Source organism: Mesorhizobium sp. WSM4815, assembly GCF_055811575.1.
Genome location: NZ_JBVVQS010000095.1, coordinates 143,473 through 161,874 on the forward strand (window position 1 = coordinate 143,473; position 18,402 = coordinate 161,874).

Annotated in this window: 18 protein-coding genes and 1 pseudogene; 9 read left to right on the forward strand and 10 right to left on the reverse strand. The window is 61.7% G+C overall.

What is annotated here, in order from left to right; genetic code table 11:
* Positions 1-66: 66 nt before the first annotated feature.
* The 4 genes and pseudogenes from metG to AC0L2B_RS17915 form a co-directional block, all read left to right on the forward strand.
* Positions 67-1,620 (forward strand): methionine--tRNA ligase, encoded by a 1,554-nt coding sequence (gene metG, locus AC0L2B_RS17900; RefSeq protein WP_473746298.1) that lies wholly within the window; start codon positions 67-69, stop codon positions 1,618-1,620.
* Positions 1,620-2,414 carry a TatD family hydrolase gene (locus tag AC0L2B_RS17905; protein WP_473746299.1) on the forward strand — a complete coding sequence of 265 codons (795 nt, stop codon included), beginning with the start codon at positions 1,620-1,622 and terminating at the stop codon, positions 2,412-2,414. Before metG ends, AC0L2B_RS17905 begins: the two co-directional genes overlap by 1 nt.
* A 3-nt stretch (positions 2,415-2,417) precedes the next feature.
* The gene (locus tag AC0L2B_RS17910) at positions 2,418-3,236 is read left to right on the forward strand and encodes an MBL fold metallo-hydrolase (RefSeq protein ID WP_473746300.1); all 819 of its coding nucleotides are present in this window, start codon (positions 2,418-2,420) and stop codon (positions 3,234-3,236) included.
* Between the two features lie 15 nt (positions 3,237-3,251).
* Positions 3,252-3,425 (forward strand): annotated as a pseudogene (locus tag AC0L2B_RS17915) (YbaK/EbsC family protein); the annotation flags it as partial.
* A 71-nt stretch (positions 3,426-3,496) separates the two neighbouring features.
* Here the strand turns inward: AC0L2B_RS17915 and AC0L2B_RS17920 are convergent.
* Positions 3,497-4,150: a TetR/AcrR family transcriptional regulator gene (locus tag AC0L2B_RS17920; RefSeq protein ID WP_023799208.1), complete on the reverse strand. Its 654-nt coding sequence runs from the start codon at positions 4,148-4,150 to the stop codon at positions 3,497-3,499.
* A 243-nt stretch (positions 4,151-4,393) separates the two neighbouring features.
* On the opposite strand from AC0L2B_RS17920, the gene AC0L2B_RS17925 reads away from it, so the two are divergent.
* On the forward strand, positions 4,394-5,341 hold the full coding sequence (locus tag AC0L2B_RS17925; RefSeq protein WP_473746301.1) for a homocysteine S-methyltransferase family protein: 948 nt from the start codon (positions 4,394-4,396) through the stop codon (positions 5,339-5,341).
* A 505-nt stretch (positions 5,342-5,846) separates the two neighbouring features.
* Here AC0L2B_RS17925 and AC0L2B_RS17930 read toward each other — a convergent pair.
* The 3 genes from AC0L2B_RS17930 to AC0L2B_RS17940 form a co-directional block, all read right to left on the reverse strand.
* Complete coding sequence (locus AC0L2B_RS17930) at positions 5,847-7,034, reverse strand: MalY/PatB family protein (protein WP_473746302.1); 1,188 nt, start codon at positions 7,032-7,034, stop codon at positions 5,847-5,849.
* 240 nt (positions 7,035-7,274) lie between these two features.
* On the reverse strand, positions 7,275-7,844 hold the full coding sequence (locus AC0L2B_RS17935) for an OsmC family protein (RefSeq protein WP_473746303.1): 570 nt from the start codon (positions 7,842-7,844) through the stop codon (positions 7,275-7,277).
* Positions 7,845-8,047: 203 nt separating this feature from the next.
* Entirely contained in the window at positions 8,048-8,701 is a 654-nt protein-coding gene (locus AC0L2B_RS17940) for a TetR/AcrR family transcriptional regulator (RefSeq protein ID WP_473746304.1), read from the reverse strand.
* A 487-nt stretch (positions 8,702-9,188) separates the two neighbouring features.
* Here AC0L2B_RS17940 and AC0L2B_RS17945 point away from each other — a divergent pair, with 487 nt between their 5' ends.
* A complete protein-coding gene (locus AC0L2B_RS17945) occupies positions 9,189-9,746 on the forward strand; it encodes a cysteine hydrolase family protein (protein WP_473746305.1) in 558 nt (185 codons plus the stop codon).
* 381 nt (positions 9,747-10,127) lie between these two features.
* On the opposite strand, the gene AC0L2B_RS17950 is transcribed toward AC0L2B_RS17945, so the two are convergent.
* The 4 genes from AC0L2B_RS17950 to AC0L2B_RS17965 form a co-directional block, all read right to left on the reverse strand.
* Positions 10,128-10,694 carry a DUF2076 domain-containing protein gene (locus AC0L2B_RS17950; protein ID WP_473746306.1) on the reverse strand — a complete coding sequence of 189 codons (567 nt, stop codon included), beginning with the start codon at positions 10,692-10,694 and terminating at the stop codon, positions 10,128-10,130.
* A gap of 122 nt (positions 10,695-10,816) precedes the next feature.
* The gene (locus AC0L2B_RS17955) at positions 10,817-11,533 is read right to left on the reverse strand and encodes a Bax inhibitor-1/YccA family protein (RefSeq protein WP_091591079.1); all 717 of its coding nucleotides are present in this window, start codon (positions 11,531-11,533) and stop codon (positions 10,817-10,819) included.
* Positions 11,534-11,554: 21 nt separating this feature from the next.
* Positions 11,555-12,328, reverse strand: a complete 774-nt coding sequence (locus AC0L2B_RS17960; protein WP_473515356.1) for an anti-sigma factor family protein — start codon at positions 12,326-12,328, stop codon at positions 11,555-11,557.
* A gap of 8 nt (positions 12,329-12,336) precedes the next feature.
* Positions 12,337-12,855: a sigma-70 family RNA polymerase sigma factor gene (locus tag AC0L2B_RS17965; RefSeq protein WP_473746307.1), complete on the reverse strand. Its 519-nt coding sequence runs from the start codon at positions 12,853-12,855 to the stop codon at positions 12,337-12,339.
* A 330-nt stretch (positions 12,856-13,185) separates the two neighbouring features.
* Here AC0L2B_RS17965 and AC0L2B_RS17970 point away from each other — a divergent pair, with 330 nt between their 5' ends.
* The 3 genes from AC0L2B_RS17970 (at position 13,186) to mazG (ending at position 16,629) form a co-directional block, all read left to right on the forward strand.
* Positions 13,186-14,352, forward strand: a complete 1,167-nt coding sequence (locus AC0L2B_RS17970; protein WP_473608562.1) for an OpgC family protein — start codon at positions 13,186-13,188, stop codon at positions 14,350-14,352.
* 183 nt (positions 14,353-14,535) lie between these two features.
* A complete protein-coding gene (locus AC0L2B_RS17975; RefSeq protein WP_473746308.1) occupies positions 14,536-15,720 on the forward strand; it encodes an amino acid aminotransferase in 1,185 nt (394 codons plus the stop codon).
* Between the two features lie 84 nt (positions 15,721-15,804).
* Complete coding sequence (mazG, locus tag AC0L2B_RS17980) at positions 15,805-16,629, forward strand: nucleoside triphosphate pyrophosphohydrolase (protein ID WP_473746309.1); 825 nt, start codon at positions 15,805-15,807, stop codon at positions 16,627-16,629.
* 6 nt (positions 16,630-16,635) lie between these two features.
* On the opposite strand, the gene hflX is transcribed toward mazG, so the two are convergent.
* Together hflX and hfq are read right to left on the reverse strand one after the other, a co-directional pair.
* Positions 16,636-18,027 (reverse strand): GTPase HflX, encoded by a 1,392-nt coding sequence (gene hflX / locus AC0L2B_RS17985; RefSeq protein WP_287320026.1) that lies wholly within the window; start codon positions 18,025-18,027, stop codon positions 16,636-16,638.
* Positions 18,028-18,273 (reverse strand): RNA chaperone Hfq, encoded by a 246-nt coding sequence (gene hfq, locus AC0L2B_RS17990; RefSeq protein WP_006202172.1) that lies wholly within the window; start codon positions 18,271-18,273, stop codon positions 18,028-18,030. It lies immediately after the preceding gene.
* Positions 18,274-18,402 lie beyond the last annotated feature (129 nt).

Here is an 18,402-nt window from a genome sequence, read left to right on the forward strand (position 1 = left end):
GGCAATCGCCGTTTCGATGCGATATCCACCGACATCTTTCATTCAGACATTCATGACGGTTAATTCATGTCACGCGACACCTTCTACATCACCACGGCGATTTCCTATCCCAATGGCAAGCCGCATATCGGCCATGCCTACGAGCTTATCGCCACCGACGCACTCGCCCGCTTTCAGCGGCTCGACGGCAAACAAGTCTTCTTCCTCACCGGCACCGACGAGCACGGCATCAAGATGCTGCAGACGGCGAAGAAGGAAGGTATTTTGCCGCGTGAACTGGCCGACCGCAATTCGGCCGACTTCCAGCGCATGGCCGTTGCGCTCAACGCCTCCAATGACGATTTCATCCGCACCACCGAAAAGCGGCACTACGCAGCCTCTCAGGCGATCTGGAAGGCGATGGCCGCCAATGGCGACATCTACAAGGGCGGTTATGCCGGCTGGTATTCGGTACGCGACGAAGCCTATTACGGTGAAGAAGAAACCGAGGTCCGCGCCGACGATCTCCGCTACGGGCCGCAGGGAACATCGGTCGAATGGGTTGAGGAAGAGAGCTATTTCTTCCGTCTGTCGGCCTATCAGGACAAGCTGCTGGCACTCTACGAAGACCAGCCCGACTTCGTCGGCCCGGCCGAACGGCGCAACGAGGTGGTCAGCTTCGTCAAGTCGGGCCTGAAGGATCTTTCGATTTCGCGGACCACGTTCGACTGGGGCGTTCCGGTGCCGGGCGACGAGAAGCATGTGATGTATGTCTGGGTCGACGCGCTGACCAACTACATCACCGCTGCCGGATATCCCGATGAAAATGCTGACAATTGGCGTTTCTGGCCTGCCGATGCACACATCATCGGCAAGGACATTGTGCGCTTCCACGCAGTCTATTGGCCGGCCTTCCTGATGTCGGCAGGACTCCCCTTGCCGAACCGTGTCTTCGGTCACGGCTTTCTGTTCAACCGCGGCGAGAAAATGTCGAAGTCGGTCGGCAATGTCGTCGATCCGTTCGCGATGATCGAGCATTACGGTCTCGACCAGGTGCGCTATTTCTTCATGCGCGAAGTGCCGTTCGGCCAGGACGGCAGCTACAGCCACGACGCCATCGTCAACCGCACCAATGCCGACCTCGCCAACGGCCTTGGCAATCTGGCGCAGCGCTCGCTGTCGATGATCGCCAAGAACTGCGGCGGCATGGTGCCGAAACGCAGCGAACTGGCGGAGGCCGACAGGGCAATCCTCGATCAGACTGTGGAGGCGCTTGCTGCTGCACGCAAGGCAATGGCGGAGCAGGCTATCCATCTGGCGCTGGCGGCGATCTTCGGCGTCGTGGCGGAGGCCGATCGCTACTTCGCCTCGCAGGAACCCTGGGCGCTCAGAAAGACCGATCTGGCGCGCATGGAAACGGTGCTGTGGACGACCGCGGAAGTCGTCCGACGCGTGGCGCTGCTGTGCCAGCCCTTCATTCCGGGATCGGCCGCCAAGCTGCTCGACCTGCTGGCCGTACCGGCGGACAGCCGCGATTTCGTGCATGTCCACGCGGACCATGCGCTGGTATCGGGGGTTACTCTGCCCGCGCCGGAGGGCGTGTTTCCGCGTTACGTCGAGCAACCGGACGCGAACATCTGATGTTGGTCGACAGTCACTGCCATCTCGACTTTCCGGATTTCGCAGAGGAGCGGGCGGCCATCGTCGCCCGCGCCTTGGCCGCTGGAATCGGTCGCATGGTGACGATCTCGACGCGTGTGAAGCGGTTCCAACAAGTGATTGAGATCGCTGAATCTTTCGACGAAGTCTATTGCTCTGTCGGCACCCATCCTCACAACGCCGCCGAGGAGCTGGACGTGACTGTCGAGGCGCTTGTCCGGCTGTCCGCTCATCGCAAAGTGGTGGCGATCGGCGAGGCCGGGCTCGACTATTTCTACGATCATGCGCCGCGCGATGCGCAGGCGCAGAGCTTTCGCACGCACATCGCCGCAGCGCGCGAGACGGGCCTGCCTCTGGTCATCCACGCGCGTGATGCCGACAGCGACATGGCTGATATCCTCAAGGAGGAAACAGGGAAGGGCGCCTTCCCGTTCATCCTGCACTGTTTTTCGTCAGGGCGCAGGCTGGCCGAAATCGGCGTGGCGCTCGGCGGCTATGTTTCCTTTTCCGGCATCGTGACTTTCAAGAATTCAGCCGAGCTGCGCGCCATCGCCGCCGATGTGCCACATGACCGCCTGCTGGTCGAAACCGACGCGCCGTACCTTGCGCCGGTACCGTTTCGCGGCAAGCGCAACGAGCCTGCCTATGTCGCGCATACGGCCAAGGTGCTGGCCGAAACGATCGGCGTCAGCGAGGCTGACATCGCCGCTGTCACCACGGACAATTTCTTCCGGCTGTTCAGCAAGATGCCGCGGCCGACCGCGCTGAGCGTTTGACGCATGAGCGACCGGCTGCGCCTCACCATTCTCGGCTGCGGCTCATCGCCGGGCACGCCGCGCATCACCGGCGACTGGGGCAATTGCGATCCGGCCAATCCGAGGAACCGGCGCATGCGCACCGCAGCGCTCATCGAGCGGATCGCGGCAAACGGCGACAGGACCACAGTCGTCATCGACACCGGGCCGGATTTCCGCGCGCAGATGCTGCTGGCTTCAGTCAGGCGCATCGATGCGGTCGTCTATACGCATCCGCATGCCGACCACATCCACGGCATCGACGATTTGCGCGGCTTCGTGCTCGAGCAGCGTCATCGGATCGATATCCACGCCGACCAGCCGACCATGCTGCGGTTACGGGAAGCGTTCGGCTATTGTTTCGAAACACCGTTAGGCAGTTCCTATCCGCCCATTGTCGAGCCCCATATCATCGACCATGCCAGGCCGGTGGTGATCGAAGGCGAGGGGGGTGCCCTCACCCTTGAGCCGCTGCCGCAGATCCATGGCGACATCATATCGCTTGGGTTTCGCATCGGCGGCCTCGCCTATTGCCCCGATGTCAGTGATTTCCCCGACGCCACCGCCGAACGGCTGCGCGATCTCGACGTGCTGGTCATCGATGCGCTGCAATACAGGCCGCATCCGAGCCATCTGTCGCTCGGCCAGGCACTCGGCTGGATCGAAAAACTGGCGCCGAAAAAGGCCGTACTGACGCATATGCATGTGCCGCTCGACTACGCTGCGGTGATTGCCGAGACGCCGGCCGACATCGACCCGGCCTATGACGGCATGACGATCGAAATCCCTTATGAATCTGCATGATAGGTTCGGTTCTTCATGGCTGGAAGCATTGATCGTGTGACCAGGGCAGCGGCCGATGCCGGCCTCGACATCGAAATCAGGCGCATGGGCGCCTCGACACGCACCGCCGAGGAAGCCGCCGCGCAATGCGGCTGCACAGTCGCCCAGATCGTCAAATCCCTGGTGTTCCAGGGAGAAACCAGCGGAAAGACGCTGGCAGTCTGAATCGAACGCGCCTGATACGCAGTCTCGAGGCTGAAGCGAGCGCCGCCCGGCGCACTCTATTCGGCGGCGATGGCGGTGGGCGGCTGCATGATTTCGGGCGCCGCCGGCGCGAACAACATCTTTACGACGTTGCGGAAGGCGAGGATCTGGCGTTCGAGGACACGCGGGTCGCCGAGCCCGCGCGACATGATGATGCCGCCATCGATCACACAGGAGAACATGATGGCGACGTCGTCGAGGTCCATGCCCTTGCGGGCAGGATAAACGGCCGCGATCTCGTTCAGCGCATCGCGAAACCGCCCGTTCCAGGAGCGGACGGCGGCGGCGGCGATGTCGCGAACGGTGCGGTCAAAGAGGCGCTCCTGATAGGTGAACGTCGCGATCAGGCAGCCGGGGTGGCCGTTCGGCAAGTCACCCATCAGCTCGGCAAGCAGCTTGAGCGTGATCAGGAACGACTGCAACGGATCATCGGACAATTGCCGGCCGCGGTGAAACACATCATCGAAGATGCGATCGTTCTCCTCGACGTAGCGCAGCATCAAGGCGCGGGCGAGTTCGTTCTTGTCCTTGAAATGATAGAAGAAGCCGCTCTTGGTGATGCCGGCTTCGGCGATCACCTCCTCGATGGACGTCGCGCCGAACCCCTTGGCGAGCACCGAGGCCTCGGCGATCTCCAGAATGCGTTCGCGCGTTTCCGCACCTTTGCGCATGGCCGAATGCCCTTAGATCTACTGTACCGGCGGTATGGTTTTCACACCCGCCACCATCGGCACCGATAGCAATATGACCGGCCCAGCGCGGCTATCCGCCTGTAATTGCTGCGGTTTCCACTTCGGTGGAGTACCGGACCACAAGCCTTCTACCGCACCGGCGGCACGTACTGCTAAAACCTGGCTATTGCGAACCGGCCGCCATCAGGGCGGCACGGTGTCATCTTACCACTGGAGACAAACATGGCCAAGTACCGCCAGAATCTGCCGCAACTCGCCAACAGAACATTCCTGAGCGATGGCGGCATGGAAACGACCCTCATCTTTCACGAAGGCCTCGACCTTCCGCACTTTGCTTCATTCACGCTGATGGCAACGGCTGAAGGCCGGCAGAAGCTGAGGGAATATTTTGTCCGTTATCTGACCATTGCGCGCAGAAACGGGACCGGCTTCATCCTCGACACGCCGACGTGGCGAGCCAACCCCGATTGGGGAACCTTGCTCGGCTACGGGCCGGAAGCGTTGCGGGCCGTCAACGAGGCCTCGATCGAGCTTCTTCTCGACCTGCGCAATGAGTTCGAGACCGCCGAAACGCCGTGCGTCATCAGCGGCGCGATCGGGCCGCGCGGCGACGGCTACAAAGCCGGCAAGATGGACGCCAGCGAGGCGGAAGCCTATCACGCGGCGCAGATCGAGAGTTTCGCGCGGACCGAGGCCGACATGGTTGCGGCCTATACGCTCACCAATTTCCACGAGGCAATCGGCGTGGCGCGGGCTGCCAAGGCGCATGCCATGCCGTGCATGATCTCGTTCACCGTGGAGACGGACGGCAAGCTGGTGACCGGCATGGCGCTCGGCGAGGCGATCGACAGGGTCGACGACGCGACAGACGGTGCGCCGGCCTACTATATGATCAACTGCGCCCATCCGACGCATTTCATGCAGGCGCTGAACAAGGGCGAGCGCTGGCTCGATCGCGTCTATGGCGTGAAGGCGAACGCTTCAACCAAAAGCCATGCCGAACTGGATGAATCGGAAACGCTCGACGCGGGCGACCCGGACGATCTCGGGCGGCGCTACAGCAGGCTGACAGCTTCGTTTCCGACGATGCGCATCCTGGGCGGCTGCTGCGGCACCGACCACCGGCACGTCGCGGCGATCTGCGAGGCCTGCGTGCCACAGGCGGCGTAGGAACTTGTGTGCGTCGCAGGAGGCGCAACGCCATCAACCGCAGTTCCGCTGGTTCCAAAGGAAACAAGGAACTGCGGTTGGGCCGAAAAGCAACGCAATCACAACGCACATCAGTTCCATAATCTCTCTTATGCGACTTTTTGATGGGTGGAATTCTCAGCGTGAACCGACGGAAAGCCTCTCTGATTTTTGCGTCGATCGGCTTAGCGTAGGATTTCGTCCCCTACAGCACCGAAATCCTCAAGACCATCAAAATGACCGCCTCCCTTTCTCGGCTTCCCCGATCGTCTCGCCAATGGCCAGACGCCCGTGCGGTGATCTTCGGAGCCGGTCACGGCAGCACCTATCCCGGCACGGCAAGCCGGTCTGCTGCATCGACGCCGGCGACATCCCGACCACCATGCATGCGGCGACTGAGGCCGAGCACAAGGCCCCCAGCCGAACAGGCCGGTGCCTTCCGCTCTGTCGGCAAAACCCGAAACTTCCGCCGAAGCGATCTTCGGGGTTACCGCAGCGGCCTTGCATCCGCGTTGATTGGTTGGGTCCCTCGCCCCGCAAGCGCCTGATGTATATGCATGAGGGCGCTCGACAGCACTGGCCGTGGGCATGCGATGTTGAGGCGAACATGGCAGCCACCGTTCGACACGAACATCTCACCGCCTTCCAGTACGACGCCTGCTTTTTCCAGGAAGAAGCGCGTCAGGTTGATCGGCCGTGGGAAATAGGCCGACAAGTCGACCCAGGCGAGATAGGTCGCATCGGGGATCTTGAAGCGGGCTTGTTGCAGATGTTGGCCAAGGAAGGCCGCAACCATCCGAAAGTTTTCGTCGAGATAGGTGCGTAGCGCGTCCAGCCACGCACCTCCATCGGTGTAAACCGCGACCGCCGCGGCAAGGCTGATCGGATTGACGAACGGATAGTGCCGCTCGCGCCACTGCGCGCGAAGCGACGGATCCGGGATGATGACGGTCGCGAGCATCAGTCCAGCGAGGTTGAACGTCTTGCTGACCGCCATACAGGTGACGATGTCCTTGCTGTCCGGAAACAGCTTCGCCAGCGGGAGGTGCCGTTTGCCCCGACGCAACAAATCGGCGTGAATTTCGTCCGACACCACACGAACGCCATTGGCGAAGCAGAATTCGCCCACACGGCGCAGTTCGTGCTCCGTCCAGGCGCGGCCGGTCGGATTGTGTGGGTGGCACAGGAAGAACAGCGTGACAGACGGGTCCTTCACCTTCGCCTCGAAATCGACGAAGTCGATTTCATAAAGCCCATCCTTCAAGACGAGCGCGGATGACACCAGTTCATGGCCGGTCTGAACGGCTGCGCGCTGGAAATAGCCATAGGCGGGCGTCAGGGTCAGAATTTTGTCCCCTGGCGCGCAAAGATACTCCGCAAGCGCATAGAGCGCGGGGATAACGCCCAGCGACACCTGCAAGGCCTCGCGTTCGAAGCGCCAGTCGTATCGCTCGACGCACCAGGCATGGAACGCGTCGTAGAGTTCGTCGCCCATGTTCATCGTGTACCCGAAGATCGGGTGCGCCAGCCGTTCCGTCATTGCATCGAGGGCAGCTTGCGGCGCGGCGAACTGCATGTCCGCGACCCACATCGAGATCAATTCAGATCGAGGGACTGGCAACTTCAAATCGGCGTCGCCGCCGAACAGATAGTTCTCGAAACCGTCCTCGGCCACGGCGTTGGTCGCGGTGCGTGGAATGATGCGGTCGAAGTCGAAGGTCATGGGTGCGCCAGTATCAACAGGACTGCGAGCGACGGCCCATTGCCGCCATCATGTTGGGAGGGCCGGCCGACATTGGACGGCCAATGACGACGCGATTGGCAAGGGTGGCGCCCGACAGGTCGCAGGAGGTGATAGCTTGCTCATGGTAGTTGCGGGCGCCCGGTGTCGACAGGAAGGTTGGCTTGGAGGGACCTAGGCCTCGACGATCTCCAGCTTCGAGACCATCCGGATCGCCTTTGAGAAGTTCGCCAGGTTGACCGATGTCCTGGTGACGACGGCGTGAAGTTCTTCCAGCCGGTCGCGCGGGGCGTCGGTCGTCAGGCGAACGACGTAGCTGACCTCGTCGTAGCCGGGGTTGACGCTCTCATCGAGCCCGAGGAAACCGCGAAGGTCGAGTTCGCCGTCGGTCTCGATCTCGAGGCTGTGTACGGTGATGCCCATCGCCGCGGCATTGACGACGTAACCGACGGTCAGGCAGGCATTAAGCGCCGCCATCAGCAGTTCCTGGGGGTTGGGCGCCGAATTCTGGCCGAGCAGTTCGGTCGGCTCGTCCGCGGCGATCTCGAAGTTGCGCTGATGCTCCAAACCGCCCAGCGAAAAGTGGCTGACGGTCGCGACGGAGCGGGTCTGGCCGGCCCACTTCGTCTTGACGTTGAACCGCGCGCTGCGCTTCGACGGGTCTTCGGCGACCCCCATGGCAAACTGTTGAAGGGCGGCAACATCGATGCCATTGGGGTCGATCCTATTGGGATTGTCAGTCATGTGAGATGTCCTTGTTTCTGGATGTGGAGTGATGGTGGAAGAGGATCGACCCCAGGCGGCGGGTAGCCGCCTTTTTAGGTCGCGAGATGTGGTCACCACGGACTTTGTCGTTGCCGCTCCAACCCGACTAGTTGGTTGGCTCTCAAGGGAAATGGATGCCGCCACGGTTCACCGAACCCCGGGGCCCGACCGCGTGGCCGTTCTCAGGTGCCTTCTATGATGAGGCGGATGATGCCGTCGTCGATGACATCGCCGTCTTTGGTTGCCCAGTCGATGAAGCTGGAACCCTCCAGCAAACTTAACAGCATGAAGGCCTTCTGCCTGGCGCCGCACCCGAGCGGAATTTCGCCGCGGCCTATTCCCTGCTCGATGATCCCGCTCAGCCACTTGAGCTGAATGTCGAAGAAGCGTTTGGTCATCTTTTGCAGCCCAGCCGGGAGCGCCGACATTTCCGCGGCCAGCGCACCACACAAGGGCAAAAACCCGCTCTCGGTGCTCTTCCGGAACATTGTAAAGAAGGCTTCGAGACGTGCGATGACGCCACCGTTCTCGGCCTCGATCCGATCGAAGTCACGCCGGACCCGATCAATATAGGCTTCGACGATGGCGGTCCCGAGATCCTCCTTGGCGGGGAAATGATGGTGGATGGTCGGCTTGCTGATGCCCACCGTTTTGGCCAGATCCGCATAACTGAAGGCCGCATACCCTCTGGTCCGTATCAGACCCTCCGCGGTCTTGATCAGTGCATCACGTGTTGCGATTGCCATGGTCTTTCCATCCGCCTCGCCTCTTGGCGCGCGCCGTTCCAATTGCTTCACATTACCGGTCGGCGCGCAGCCAGCCGATCGCTCGATCAAAGCTGCTCATAGACTTCGAGCGCGCGGAGACATAGGTCCCTCTCTTGCGTGGCGGCTTCCACCTTATGGAAGGCGCTCGTAACCGGCGGGTCGCATTTGCTAATCCGCCGACCCGCTTGACCAGCGCGCCCAGTCTTTCGTTCCAGGTGTCGGATTGTCCCGCCAGCATGAACTTTGACTCTCTAACATACCTACTAGTCGGTAGATAGAGGAGCGATCGCCATCTGTCAAGCTGGGAACGTCTGTTTGACAGCGATCTTGGCCTGTCGGCTCCGGACGGTCCTGGCCGAGGCCTATCTTATGCGACTTTCGGATGGGTAGATCCCGGCATCATGCCGGCGTGGCGCCGGGCGGCCTCACCTTGCGCAGGTGATCGACCTGATCGCAGGCCTCGGCAAACGGTGTCGTGTCTCTAAATCGCTTTGACAACCGGCCAGAGATACGACGTTGTCACAAAGCTGCATTCGGCGCTTCATACAGCTCGACCATGGTCAAACGCTGCCTCATCATCATCGACCTGCTGAATGAGTATCTCGACCTTTGGGACGCAGATAGGGCCGATCGACTGGTTCAGAACACCAACCGGTTGGTGGGCGCTTTCAGAAGTTTACAGCTCCCGGTTATCTGGGTGCGGCAGGAGTTCCGTTCGGATCTCAGTGACGCATTCCTTGAGATGCGCGACAAACGTATCGCCGTTACAATTCAGGGCACGAGAGGTGCCCAGCTTCACGCGGGGCTCGATTGGCAGCCAAGGGATGCGACGATCATTAAGAAGCGTTACAGCGCGTTCTTCAAGACCGGGCTTGACGAGCTACTGGCGGAAATGGGCATCGATGAACTGGTCTTATGCGGCGTGAATACGCACGCCTGCATCCGAATGGCTGCGGTAGACGCCTATCAACGAGATTTCCGGGTGGTCCTGGCCGAGGAATGCGTCGGCTCCTACGACGCAGAGCACGCGCGCGTCTCCCTGGATTACATGAACGGCAAGATAGCCAAAATAGTGACTGTTTCTGAGATCGTTAAAGCTCTCGGCGCAATCTAATGAACATCTGAAAGGCGCCGACTGCGGTCATCATCACGAGTACATCCGATAAAGCACAAGCGGGATCAGGCCCCATACAATTGCAATGACGGCGCGTTCCAACCATCGCATAAATTTCGACTTCGAACGATTGCCCGATATCAAGTTACCCAGCACGTCACCGAGAAATTGTAGCAAATCACCCATCGTATATCCGGCCCCAAGTCGTCATCGCCCTGCCGCTGTGAATGCACTGCATCATTTACTTTTAGGTTGATGACATGGCGGCTTAGGGCCGCACCCTGCCCTTCGCCTTGTCATTGCCAGACTTGCCGCGACACCACAGACTCGCGTGAAGGCCGATTTCCTGCTCAGACCGCGCTGCGCGCTTGCCGCTCCTTGTCAGAAGTCAATATCGCCAAAATCGCCGCCGCCATCGGAGCCGGCATCATCTGCCTGGTCGGAACCGCCCTCCTCTGCCTGTGGCGCCGCCGGCTCGGTTGCCTGCGCTTGGCTTGCGCCAAACATGCCGGCGATCGCGTTGCCGAGAAGCACGCCGCCGGCCACGCTCATCGCAGTTTGCGCGGCTCCGGCGAGGAAACCGCCGCCTGCGCTGCGCCGATCATCGCCCGAAAGCGGCTCCTGCAGCGCAGCGGCAGCGGTGCGCCCGACCCGCGGGACCGAACTCGAGCGCCTGGCGCCGCCGCTGCCAAAGAGGCCGCCAAGCAATCCGCCGCCGGCAGGCTGCTGTGCCTGTTGCTCCAGGTCTTCGATGCGGGCCTGTGCCGCGTTCAGCGCCTGTTCCTGCACAACGATCGTCTGCGCCATGTAGTATGGGGCGCCGGGCTGCCGGGCAATCTGATCGTTGATGAAGCGTTCCGCTTCGGCGTCGCGCGGCGGCGTCTGCCGCTCGACATTGGCAAGTTTCTCGAAAAGAGTGGCGATCGCCTGCTGGTCGTTCCTATCCATGGCAAGCAACTCCGATATCCAGGCGCGCCGCGTTCCGAGAGATTTTCGCGACGCGCTTCAGTTCTCTGTTCATGCATGTCGCAGCTCCAAACGCTGCCGCGACATGCATGGATTTGACGCGGCTATTCGCGCTCGCCGGTGAAGTTCAACAGCAGCTGGAAGATGTTGATAAAATTCAGATAGAGCGAGAATGCCCCGAACACGGCGAGCTTCTGCTGCGATTCCGCACCAAAATTTTCCGCAAACTGCTCCTTGATCGTCTGGGTATCCCAGGCGGTGAGACCGATGAACACGGCGATGCCGATCACCGAGATGGCGAACTGGAGCGCGGTCGAGCCGAGGAAGATGTTGACGATGCTGGCGATCACCACGCCGATCAGACCCATGATCAGGAAGGACGAGAACTGGGTCAGGTCGCGTTTGGTCGTGTAGCCGTAAAGGCTGGTGGCGCCGAACATGGTGGCGGCGATGAAGAAGGTGCGCGCGATGCTGGTCCCGGTGAATACCAGGAACACGGACGCCAGCGACAGGCCCATGACCGCACAGAATGCCCAGAACATCGCCTGAGCGCCGGCCGCGGACATCGTCTGCATCCGGAACGAGAACAGCAGCACGAAGGCGAGCGGTGCCAGCATCACCACCCACTTCAACGGAGTGGAAAAGATCGGCACGTAGAGGGCTGGCGTCGAAGCCACGACGAAGGCGATCACGCCGGTAACGACGAGGCCAACGCCCATGTAGTTGTAAACGCGCAGCATGTGCTGGCGCAGGCCTTCGTCATAGACGGCGCCGGTTTGGGCTCCGACGCCGGTGCGGTATCCTAGATTGGGGGTGTTCATGCGGGTTCTCCTTTGTGAAGGTCAGTAAAGCGTGTTGGCGAGCGTTTCCGCGGTCCGATCGAGATCGCGGACACCGCTTCGGGCGACGACTGCGTAAGCAACTTCGCCGATCTGGAAATAGGCCGAGGAAATTTCGCCCGACGGGGCGACGGTCGGCTGGACCACGTCGAACGTTCCGGGCCTGATCGCGAACAGCGAGACCAGTCCCAGGTCTGTTGTTTCGACAGCCATCTCGACGCTCGGGCCGAACTGCGATGGATAGATCTGGACGTCACGGACTTTCCAGTCCTTCGGCAGCGACGGCATGACGATCGCCGTGGCAGCGCGGATTTCGTCCGCATCGTAATCCGGCGCTTCGGGCTGGGATGACATCGCCTCGCGCAGGATCGTCGTCCTGTGTGCCCGGATCGCCTCTTCCAGATAGACGGGCGGCTGGGTCGAGGCGACGACTTTCGTCACCGATATCGGCCCGACGATCCCGTTGGCCAGCCAGCCCGCAGCCACCAGGACTGCGACCGCCGCAGCCCGCTGCAACGTGCGCAAAGCGCGCCCTCGAGCCAGTCCCCGTTCCAGCCGCCGTGCCGCATCAGCCGTCGCCGGCCGCGCCATGCCCTTGCATCCGGCAAGCGCCACGCGCAGTTCGTCGCGCGTCCTGAGGTCGGACATGACGCGGGCGGCAGCCTCCGGACGGGCGGACAGAAACGCCTCGACCTCAATGCGGCGGGCAACGTCCAGCTGGTCGTCGACATAGGCGTCGAGGTCGGCATCCGTCACCGGGTCGCGCAGTTCGCTCATCATGGACATCACGGGCCTCCCACGATCTTGAGGTGGCTTTTCGCATGTGCCGGCAATTTGTCCTCTATCTCGCGAAGCGCTGCGCGCGCCCTGCCGATGCGCGACATCAGCGTTCCCAGCGGTACGCCGCTGGCCTCGGCCGCCTGGCTGTAGGTAAGTCCCTCGATGGCGACGAGATGCAGCGCCGAACGCTGCTCATCGGGCAATTTGAAAAAAGCTTCGCGTACCTGAGCCAGGCGGACGGAATGCTCCTGGGGTGCCTGCATACTGGCGTCGGCAAGATATCCGGCCTGCTCGACGCGCGCCGCTTCGGATTTGCGGGACCGCAAGCCGTCAATGAAAGCGTTGTGGACGATCGACAGCAGCCATGCACGCAGGTTTCCGCCGGATCGAAAGGTGCCGCGCCGCTCATAGGCACGCACCAGCGCGTCATGCACAAGATCCTCTGCTTCCGCGCTGTCGCGCGTCAGAGAACGCGCGTAGCGGCGCAAAGAACCAAGCTGTCCTACGATATCGAAGCGTGGCATCGACCCTCTCACGTCCTGTTTACGGAGCATGGCAGACTTTTAATCCCGCTCTTTGCGTTTTTTGCGATCCGGGATGGTCAACGCAACCATCGCGCGTACGGCTTCCTTGTCCGCGAACGATACCTCATCCGCCTCAATTCGCCGCGTGGTTTTAGCGCCACCGGGGATTTCGATGTTTATCCCTGAATTAATTTGTGACGCGAAAAATCGCGAAAGTGTCATCTTTTTCGGGGCACTTGCGAGTTATAGGCAGGAAACATTCACCGCCGAATCTTCCCTTCGCCGACGGCGCTTTGGGCCCGCTTTTGTTCAACGAATTATCGACCCGACATGACAAGCCCCGACATGACAGGCAATGTGCCAGCCCAGCGGGATACCCGCATCGATGTCTTCCGCGCGCTAGCGCTGCTGACGATCTTCGTCAACCACGTGCCGGGGACGATCTTCGAGTATGTCACGCACAAGAATTTCGGCTTTTCCGATTCGGCCGAAGCATTCGTGCTGATTTCGGGGATTGCCGTTGGGCTCGCCTACGGACTGAAGTTCCAGCCGGGGAATAGGTTGCTCATCACCCTGAAGGCCTGGCGGCGTGCCGGTGTCCTCTATGTCACCCACGTCATGACCACTGTCGCGACGCTGGCGATCTTCTCGGCGGCTGCATTGCATTTCTCGCGGCCCGATCTTTTGAAGCTGATCAACATCCAGATGATCATCGAGGACACGCCGGAAGCGCTGCTGGGCATCGCGGCGCTCGGGCATCAGATCGGCTATAACAACATTCTTTCCATGTATGCCGTCGTACTTCTGATGATGCCGGTTTTCCTGTGGATCGGCACTTTCAGCCTGCGCCTGATGCTCGCTGCGTCCGCTCTCCTCTGGCTCATCGTCGGCGTTTTCCAGATCGCGCCTTCAAATTTTCCCGGCGACGGCTTCTGGTTCCTGAACCCGCTCTCCTGGCAGTTTCTCTTCGTCATCGGCATCGCCGGCATGCTGCATATCAAGCGCGGCGGCGAAATCCGCTTCAACTGGATGATGGCGAGCGCGGCCGTCCTGTATCTGGTCGGCGCGCTGATCTGGGTGCGGTTGCCGCTGTGGGGCATCGAGACGGCCTCCGGCCTGCCTACTGTGCTGACTGGCTTCGACAAGACGTTCCTGTCGCTGTCGCGCCTCATGCACATTCTGGCGATCGCCTATCTGATCGTGGCAATCCCGGCGCTTTCCAACCTGGCGAAGACGAGGCCCGGACACCCGCTCGCGGTTCTCGGCAAGCATTCGCTGCCGGTCTTCATCGCCGGAACGATCCTCGCCATGATCGCGCAGGTCATGAAGGTCGTCAGCCCAGGCGGCGTCCTCTACGACGCGATCCTGATCTCGACAGGCATCGCGCTGCAGTTCGGCTTCGCCTACTACCTCGAATGGTTGCCGCGGATCGGTTGGGGCGGCAAGAAGCGGCAATCTGGAGCCGCCTTGCCGTCTGCTGCTCTCAAACCGGCATGATAGAACGGCGCGACGCGCCGTGCGATCAAGGCCTTTCGACGGTGCGAGCCTCGCCTCCAGGCCACGCTTTGCATTGCTGTGTCCAGTCGCCCGGTTGGCGGTTTTCCGCCTGGCGCAACTGAAAACCGCTGGCGCAGCACAGCCGATTTGCGTATCACTCCGCCGCCAACGGAAACCGCGCCGATGTTCGAAGACCTCCAGCCTGCCCCAGCCGACAAGATCCTCGCCTTGATCGGCCTCTATCGTTCCGATCCCCGCCCCGGCAAGGTCGACCTCGGCGTTGGTGTCTACAAGGATCGCGATGGTAAGACGCCGGTAATGCGCGCCGTGCGCGAAGCCGAAAAGCGATTGCTGCAGAGCCAGGATACCAAGACCTATCTTGGCCTTGCCGGCGATACCGGCTTCAACACGGCGATGGCGAGGCTGGTTTTTGGCCCCGCGGCCGAGCTGACGCGCATCCGTGCGGCGCAGGCGCCCGGCGGCTCGGGCGCGCTGCGGCTGGTGGCGGAACTGCTCAAGAGGACGCGATCCGACGCGACGATCTGGCTGTCGGACCCGACCTGGCCGAACCACATGCCGGTGATGCGCGCCGCCGGCTTGCAGATACGCGAATATCCCTACTTCGACGCAGCCTCAGGTGCTGTTCGCTTCGCCGACATGATGAGCGCGCTGGCGACCGCCAGGAGCGGCGACGTGGTGCTGCTGCATGGTTGTTGCCACAATCCGACAGGCGCCAATCTGGACACCGCGCAGTGGGCTGAAATAGCAGACCTCGTCGTCGAGCGCGGCCTGCTGCCCTTTGTCGACATTGCCTATCAGGGGTTTGGCGAGGGCCTTGACGCTGACGCCGCCGGCTTGCGCCTGCTGGCAGCAAAAGTCCCGGAAATGGTCGTTGCCTCGAGCTGCTCGAAGAACTTTGCCGTGTATCGTGAGCGCGTCGGCGCGGCGATGATCCTGGCAAAAGACAGCGCGCAGGCGGATGTCGCAATGAGCCAGATGCTGTCGGCGGCGCGCGCCATGTACTCGATGCCGCCGGACCACGGCGCGGCCGCGGTGCGCATCGTGCTTGAAGACGCCACGCTGCGCGCCGACTGGGAAGCGGAGCTCGAGGAGATGCGCATGCGCATGCTGCGGCTTCGGGTGCAATTCGCCGAAGCGCTGCGGCGGCAGTCCAATTCCGATCGCTTCGATTTCGTCGCCAGCCATCGCGGCATGTTTTCCCGGCTTGGCCTGTCCGAAGCGCAGGTCGAGCGGCTGCGCGCCGAGCACGGCGTCTATATGGTCGGCGACAGCCGCATCAACGTCGCCGGCCTGCCGGAGGACGGCATGGACGCGCTCGCCAAGGCGATCGTCTCCGTGCTCGACTGAGATTTTGAGCGGCGCTGTGGACAATCGCCCCTCGCCGTGCGACGGCGTTGGCTGCACCGTCGGACGCAGGCTAGCATGCGACCGATGAAACCCTCGAAAGACATTTCCCGGCTGATCGAGATCATGGCGGCGCTGCGGGCGCCGGAAACCGGCTGCCCGTGGGACGTCGAGCAGGATTTCTCGAGCATCGCGCCCTACACGATCGAGGAAGCCTACGAGGTGGCGGACGCCATCGCGCGTGGCGACCTGGACGATCTGCGCGACGAGCTCGGCGACCTGCTGCTGCAGGTCGTCTACCATGCGCAGATGGCCGAGGAGGCCGGTGAATTCGCCTTTGCCGACGTGGTCCAGGCCATCACCACAAAAATGATCCGCCGCCATCCGCATGTCTTCGGCGACGTTGAGGCGCGCAGCGCCGGCATGGCCAAGGGCATGTGGGAGAAGATCAAGGCCGAGGAAAAAGCCGAAAAGCGAAATGCCCGCCTCGCCCGCGGGCACGATCCGGAGGATCATGGCAAGGGTTTTCTGGACAGCGTACCGGTCGCCCTGCCCGCTTTGACGCGGGCGCTCAAGCTGCAGGAAAAAGCGGCCCGCGTCGGCTTCGACTGGAGCGAGGCCACGCCGATCCTCGACAAGATCGAGGAAGAGATCGGCGAGTTGCGCCAGGCCCTTGCCAAGGGCGATACGGCTTCGATCAAGGACGAGTTCGGCGACATGCTGTTTGCCGTCGTCAATCTCGGGCGTCATCTCAAGGTTGATTCCGAAGCGGCGCTCAGCGGCACCAACGAGAAATTCCGGTCGCGGTTCCACTATGTCGAGCACGCGCTGGAAAGGTCCGGAAACACCCTGGAAAAGGCGACGCTCGACGAGATGGAGGCGCTTTGGCAGCAAGCTAAAAGCGCGAAGTAACAGAAATTACCCGTTGTTTTTACGGTGCAATCTGGTTTCTATCTCTTCGTGTGCGCTTCGCGTCGCTTTGAGCGACACGGTTATTCCGCCATCTTCATTATCGGTGCGCGAGACCACGTCGCCATTGCGGTAGAGCCAGTCGACGAACCCAAGCTGGTCAGGCTTGAGCGTGACGGTCTGCGTTTCCAGTTCGCCTGAAACTCGTGTCTCGATGATCGCCTTCAGCACATCGATGCCCTCGCCGGTGGCGGCCGATATGGCAATCGGCGGTGCCTTGCTGCCGTCGATCCCGTCGGCGAGCAACCGCTCCCGGTTGCCCGCATCGAGCCGGTCGATCTTGTTCCACACTTCGATGACGCGCCTGCTGTCGCCGGCATCGACGCCGAGATCGGCGAGGATGCGCTCGACATCCTCGGCCTGGGCGGCCGTGTCGGGATCCGAAATATCGCGCAAATGGATGACGAGATCGGCCTCGACCACCTCTTCGAGCGTTGCCCGGAAGGCCGCGATCAGATGCGTCGGCAGGTCCGAAATGAAACCGACCGTGTCCGAAAGGATGACCGGCGTGCCGTGCGGCAGCCGCACCCGACGCAGTGTCGGGTCGAGCGTGGCGAACAGCATGTCCTCGGCCAGCACCCCAGCTCCGGTCAGCCTGTTGAACAGCGTCGACTTGCCGGCGTTGGTATAGCCGACAATGGCCACAACCGGGAACGGCACCTTCTTGCGCTTGGCGCGGTGCAGGTCACGTGTGCGTCGCACTGTTTCCAGCTCGTGCTTCAGCTTGTTGATCTTGTCCTGCAGGACACGGCGGTCCGATTCGATCTGCGTTTCGCCAGGGCCACCGAGGAAACCGGCACCGCCGCGCTGGCGCTCGAGGTGAGTCCAGCTTCGCACCAGCCGGCCCTTCTGATAGTTGAGGTGCGCCAGATCGACCTGCAGCGTGCCTTCCTTGGTCCGCGCGCGCTCGCCGAAAATTTCCAGGATCAGGCCGGTGCGATCCAGCACCTTGGCGTTCAATTCCTTTTCCAGGTTGCGCTGCTGCACCGGCGTCAGCGGATGATCGACAATGACCAGTTCGGCACGGCCCTCTTTGACGATCTCGGCGAACTCCGCGACCTTGCCGCTGCCGAGCAGGGTTGCAGGCCGGGGATCGTTGACGGTCACAACCGCGGTATGGATCGGGTCGAGGTTTATGGCTTGGGCAAGACCAACCGCCTCGTCGTGGCGGGCCTCGGCAGAACGCGTCAGGCGCGGGCGATTGGTGTCCTCGTCGCCGCGCGGCTGGCGGGTAAGCACCGGCACGATGACCACGGCCCGGGTCGGGCCTTCGGCCTCCGCCCCCGGCTGATATGCTGGTTTTTCGCGAACGCTGCGATCCGCGTCTTTCTTACGTGCCAATCAGGCGCCCTGGCTTTCCTCGCCATCGAACATCTGAACCGGCTGGCTCGGCATGATCGTGGAAATGGCGTGCTTGTAGACGAGCTGGGAGTGGCCGTCTCGACGCAGCAGAACACAGAAATTGTCGAAGGAAGTGACCACACCGGTCAGCTTCACGCCGTTGATGAGGAAGATGGTGAGTGGGTTTTTGCTTTTGCGAACTGAATTCAGGAACAGGTCCTGAAGATTTTGCGATCGTTCCGCCATTGTTCTTGTCTTTCGCCGATCCCCTTCGGTTTGCAGGCCAATGCGCCAAATTAACTGGCACATGTCAAGCGCGCAAACACCGTCTTGCCGTCAATAACGACAAGCAGAACGAGATATATTGATGTTCAT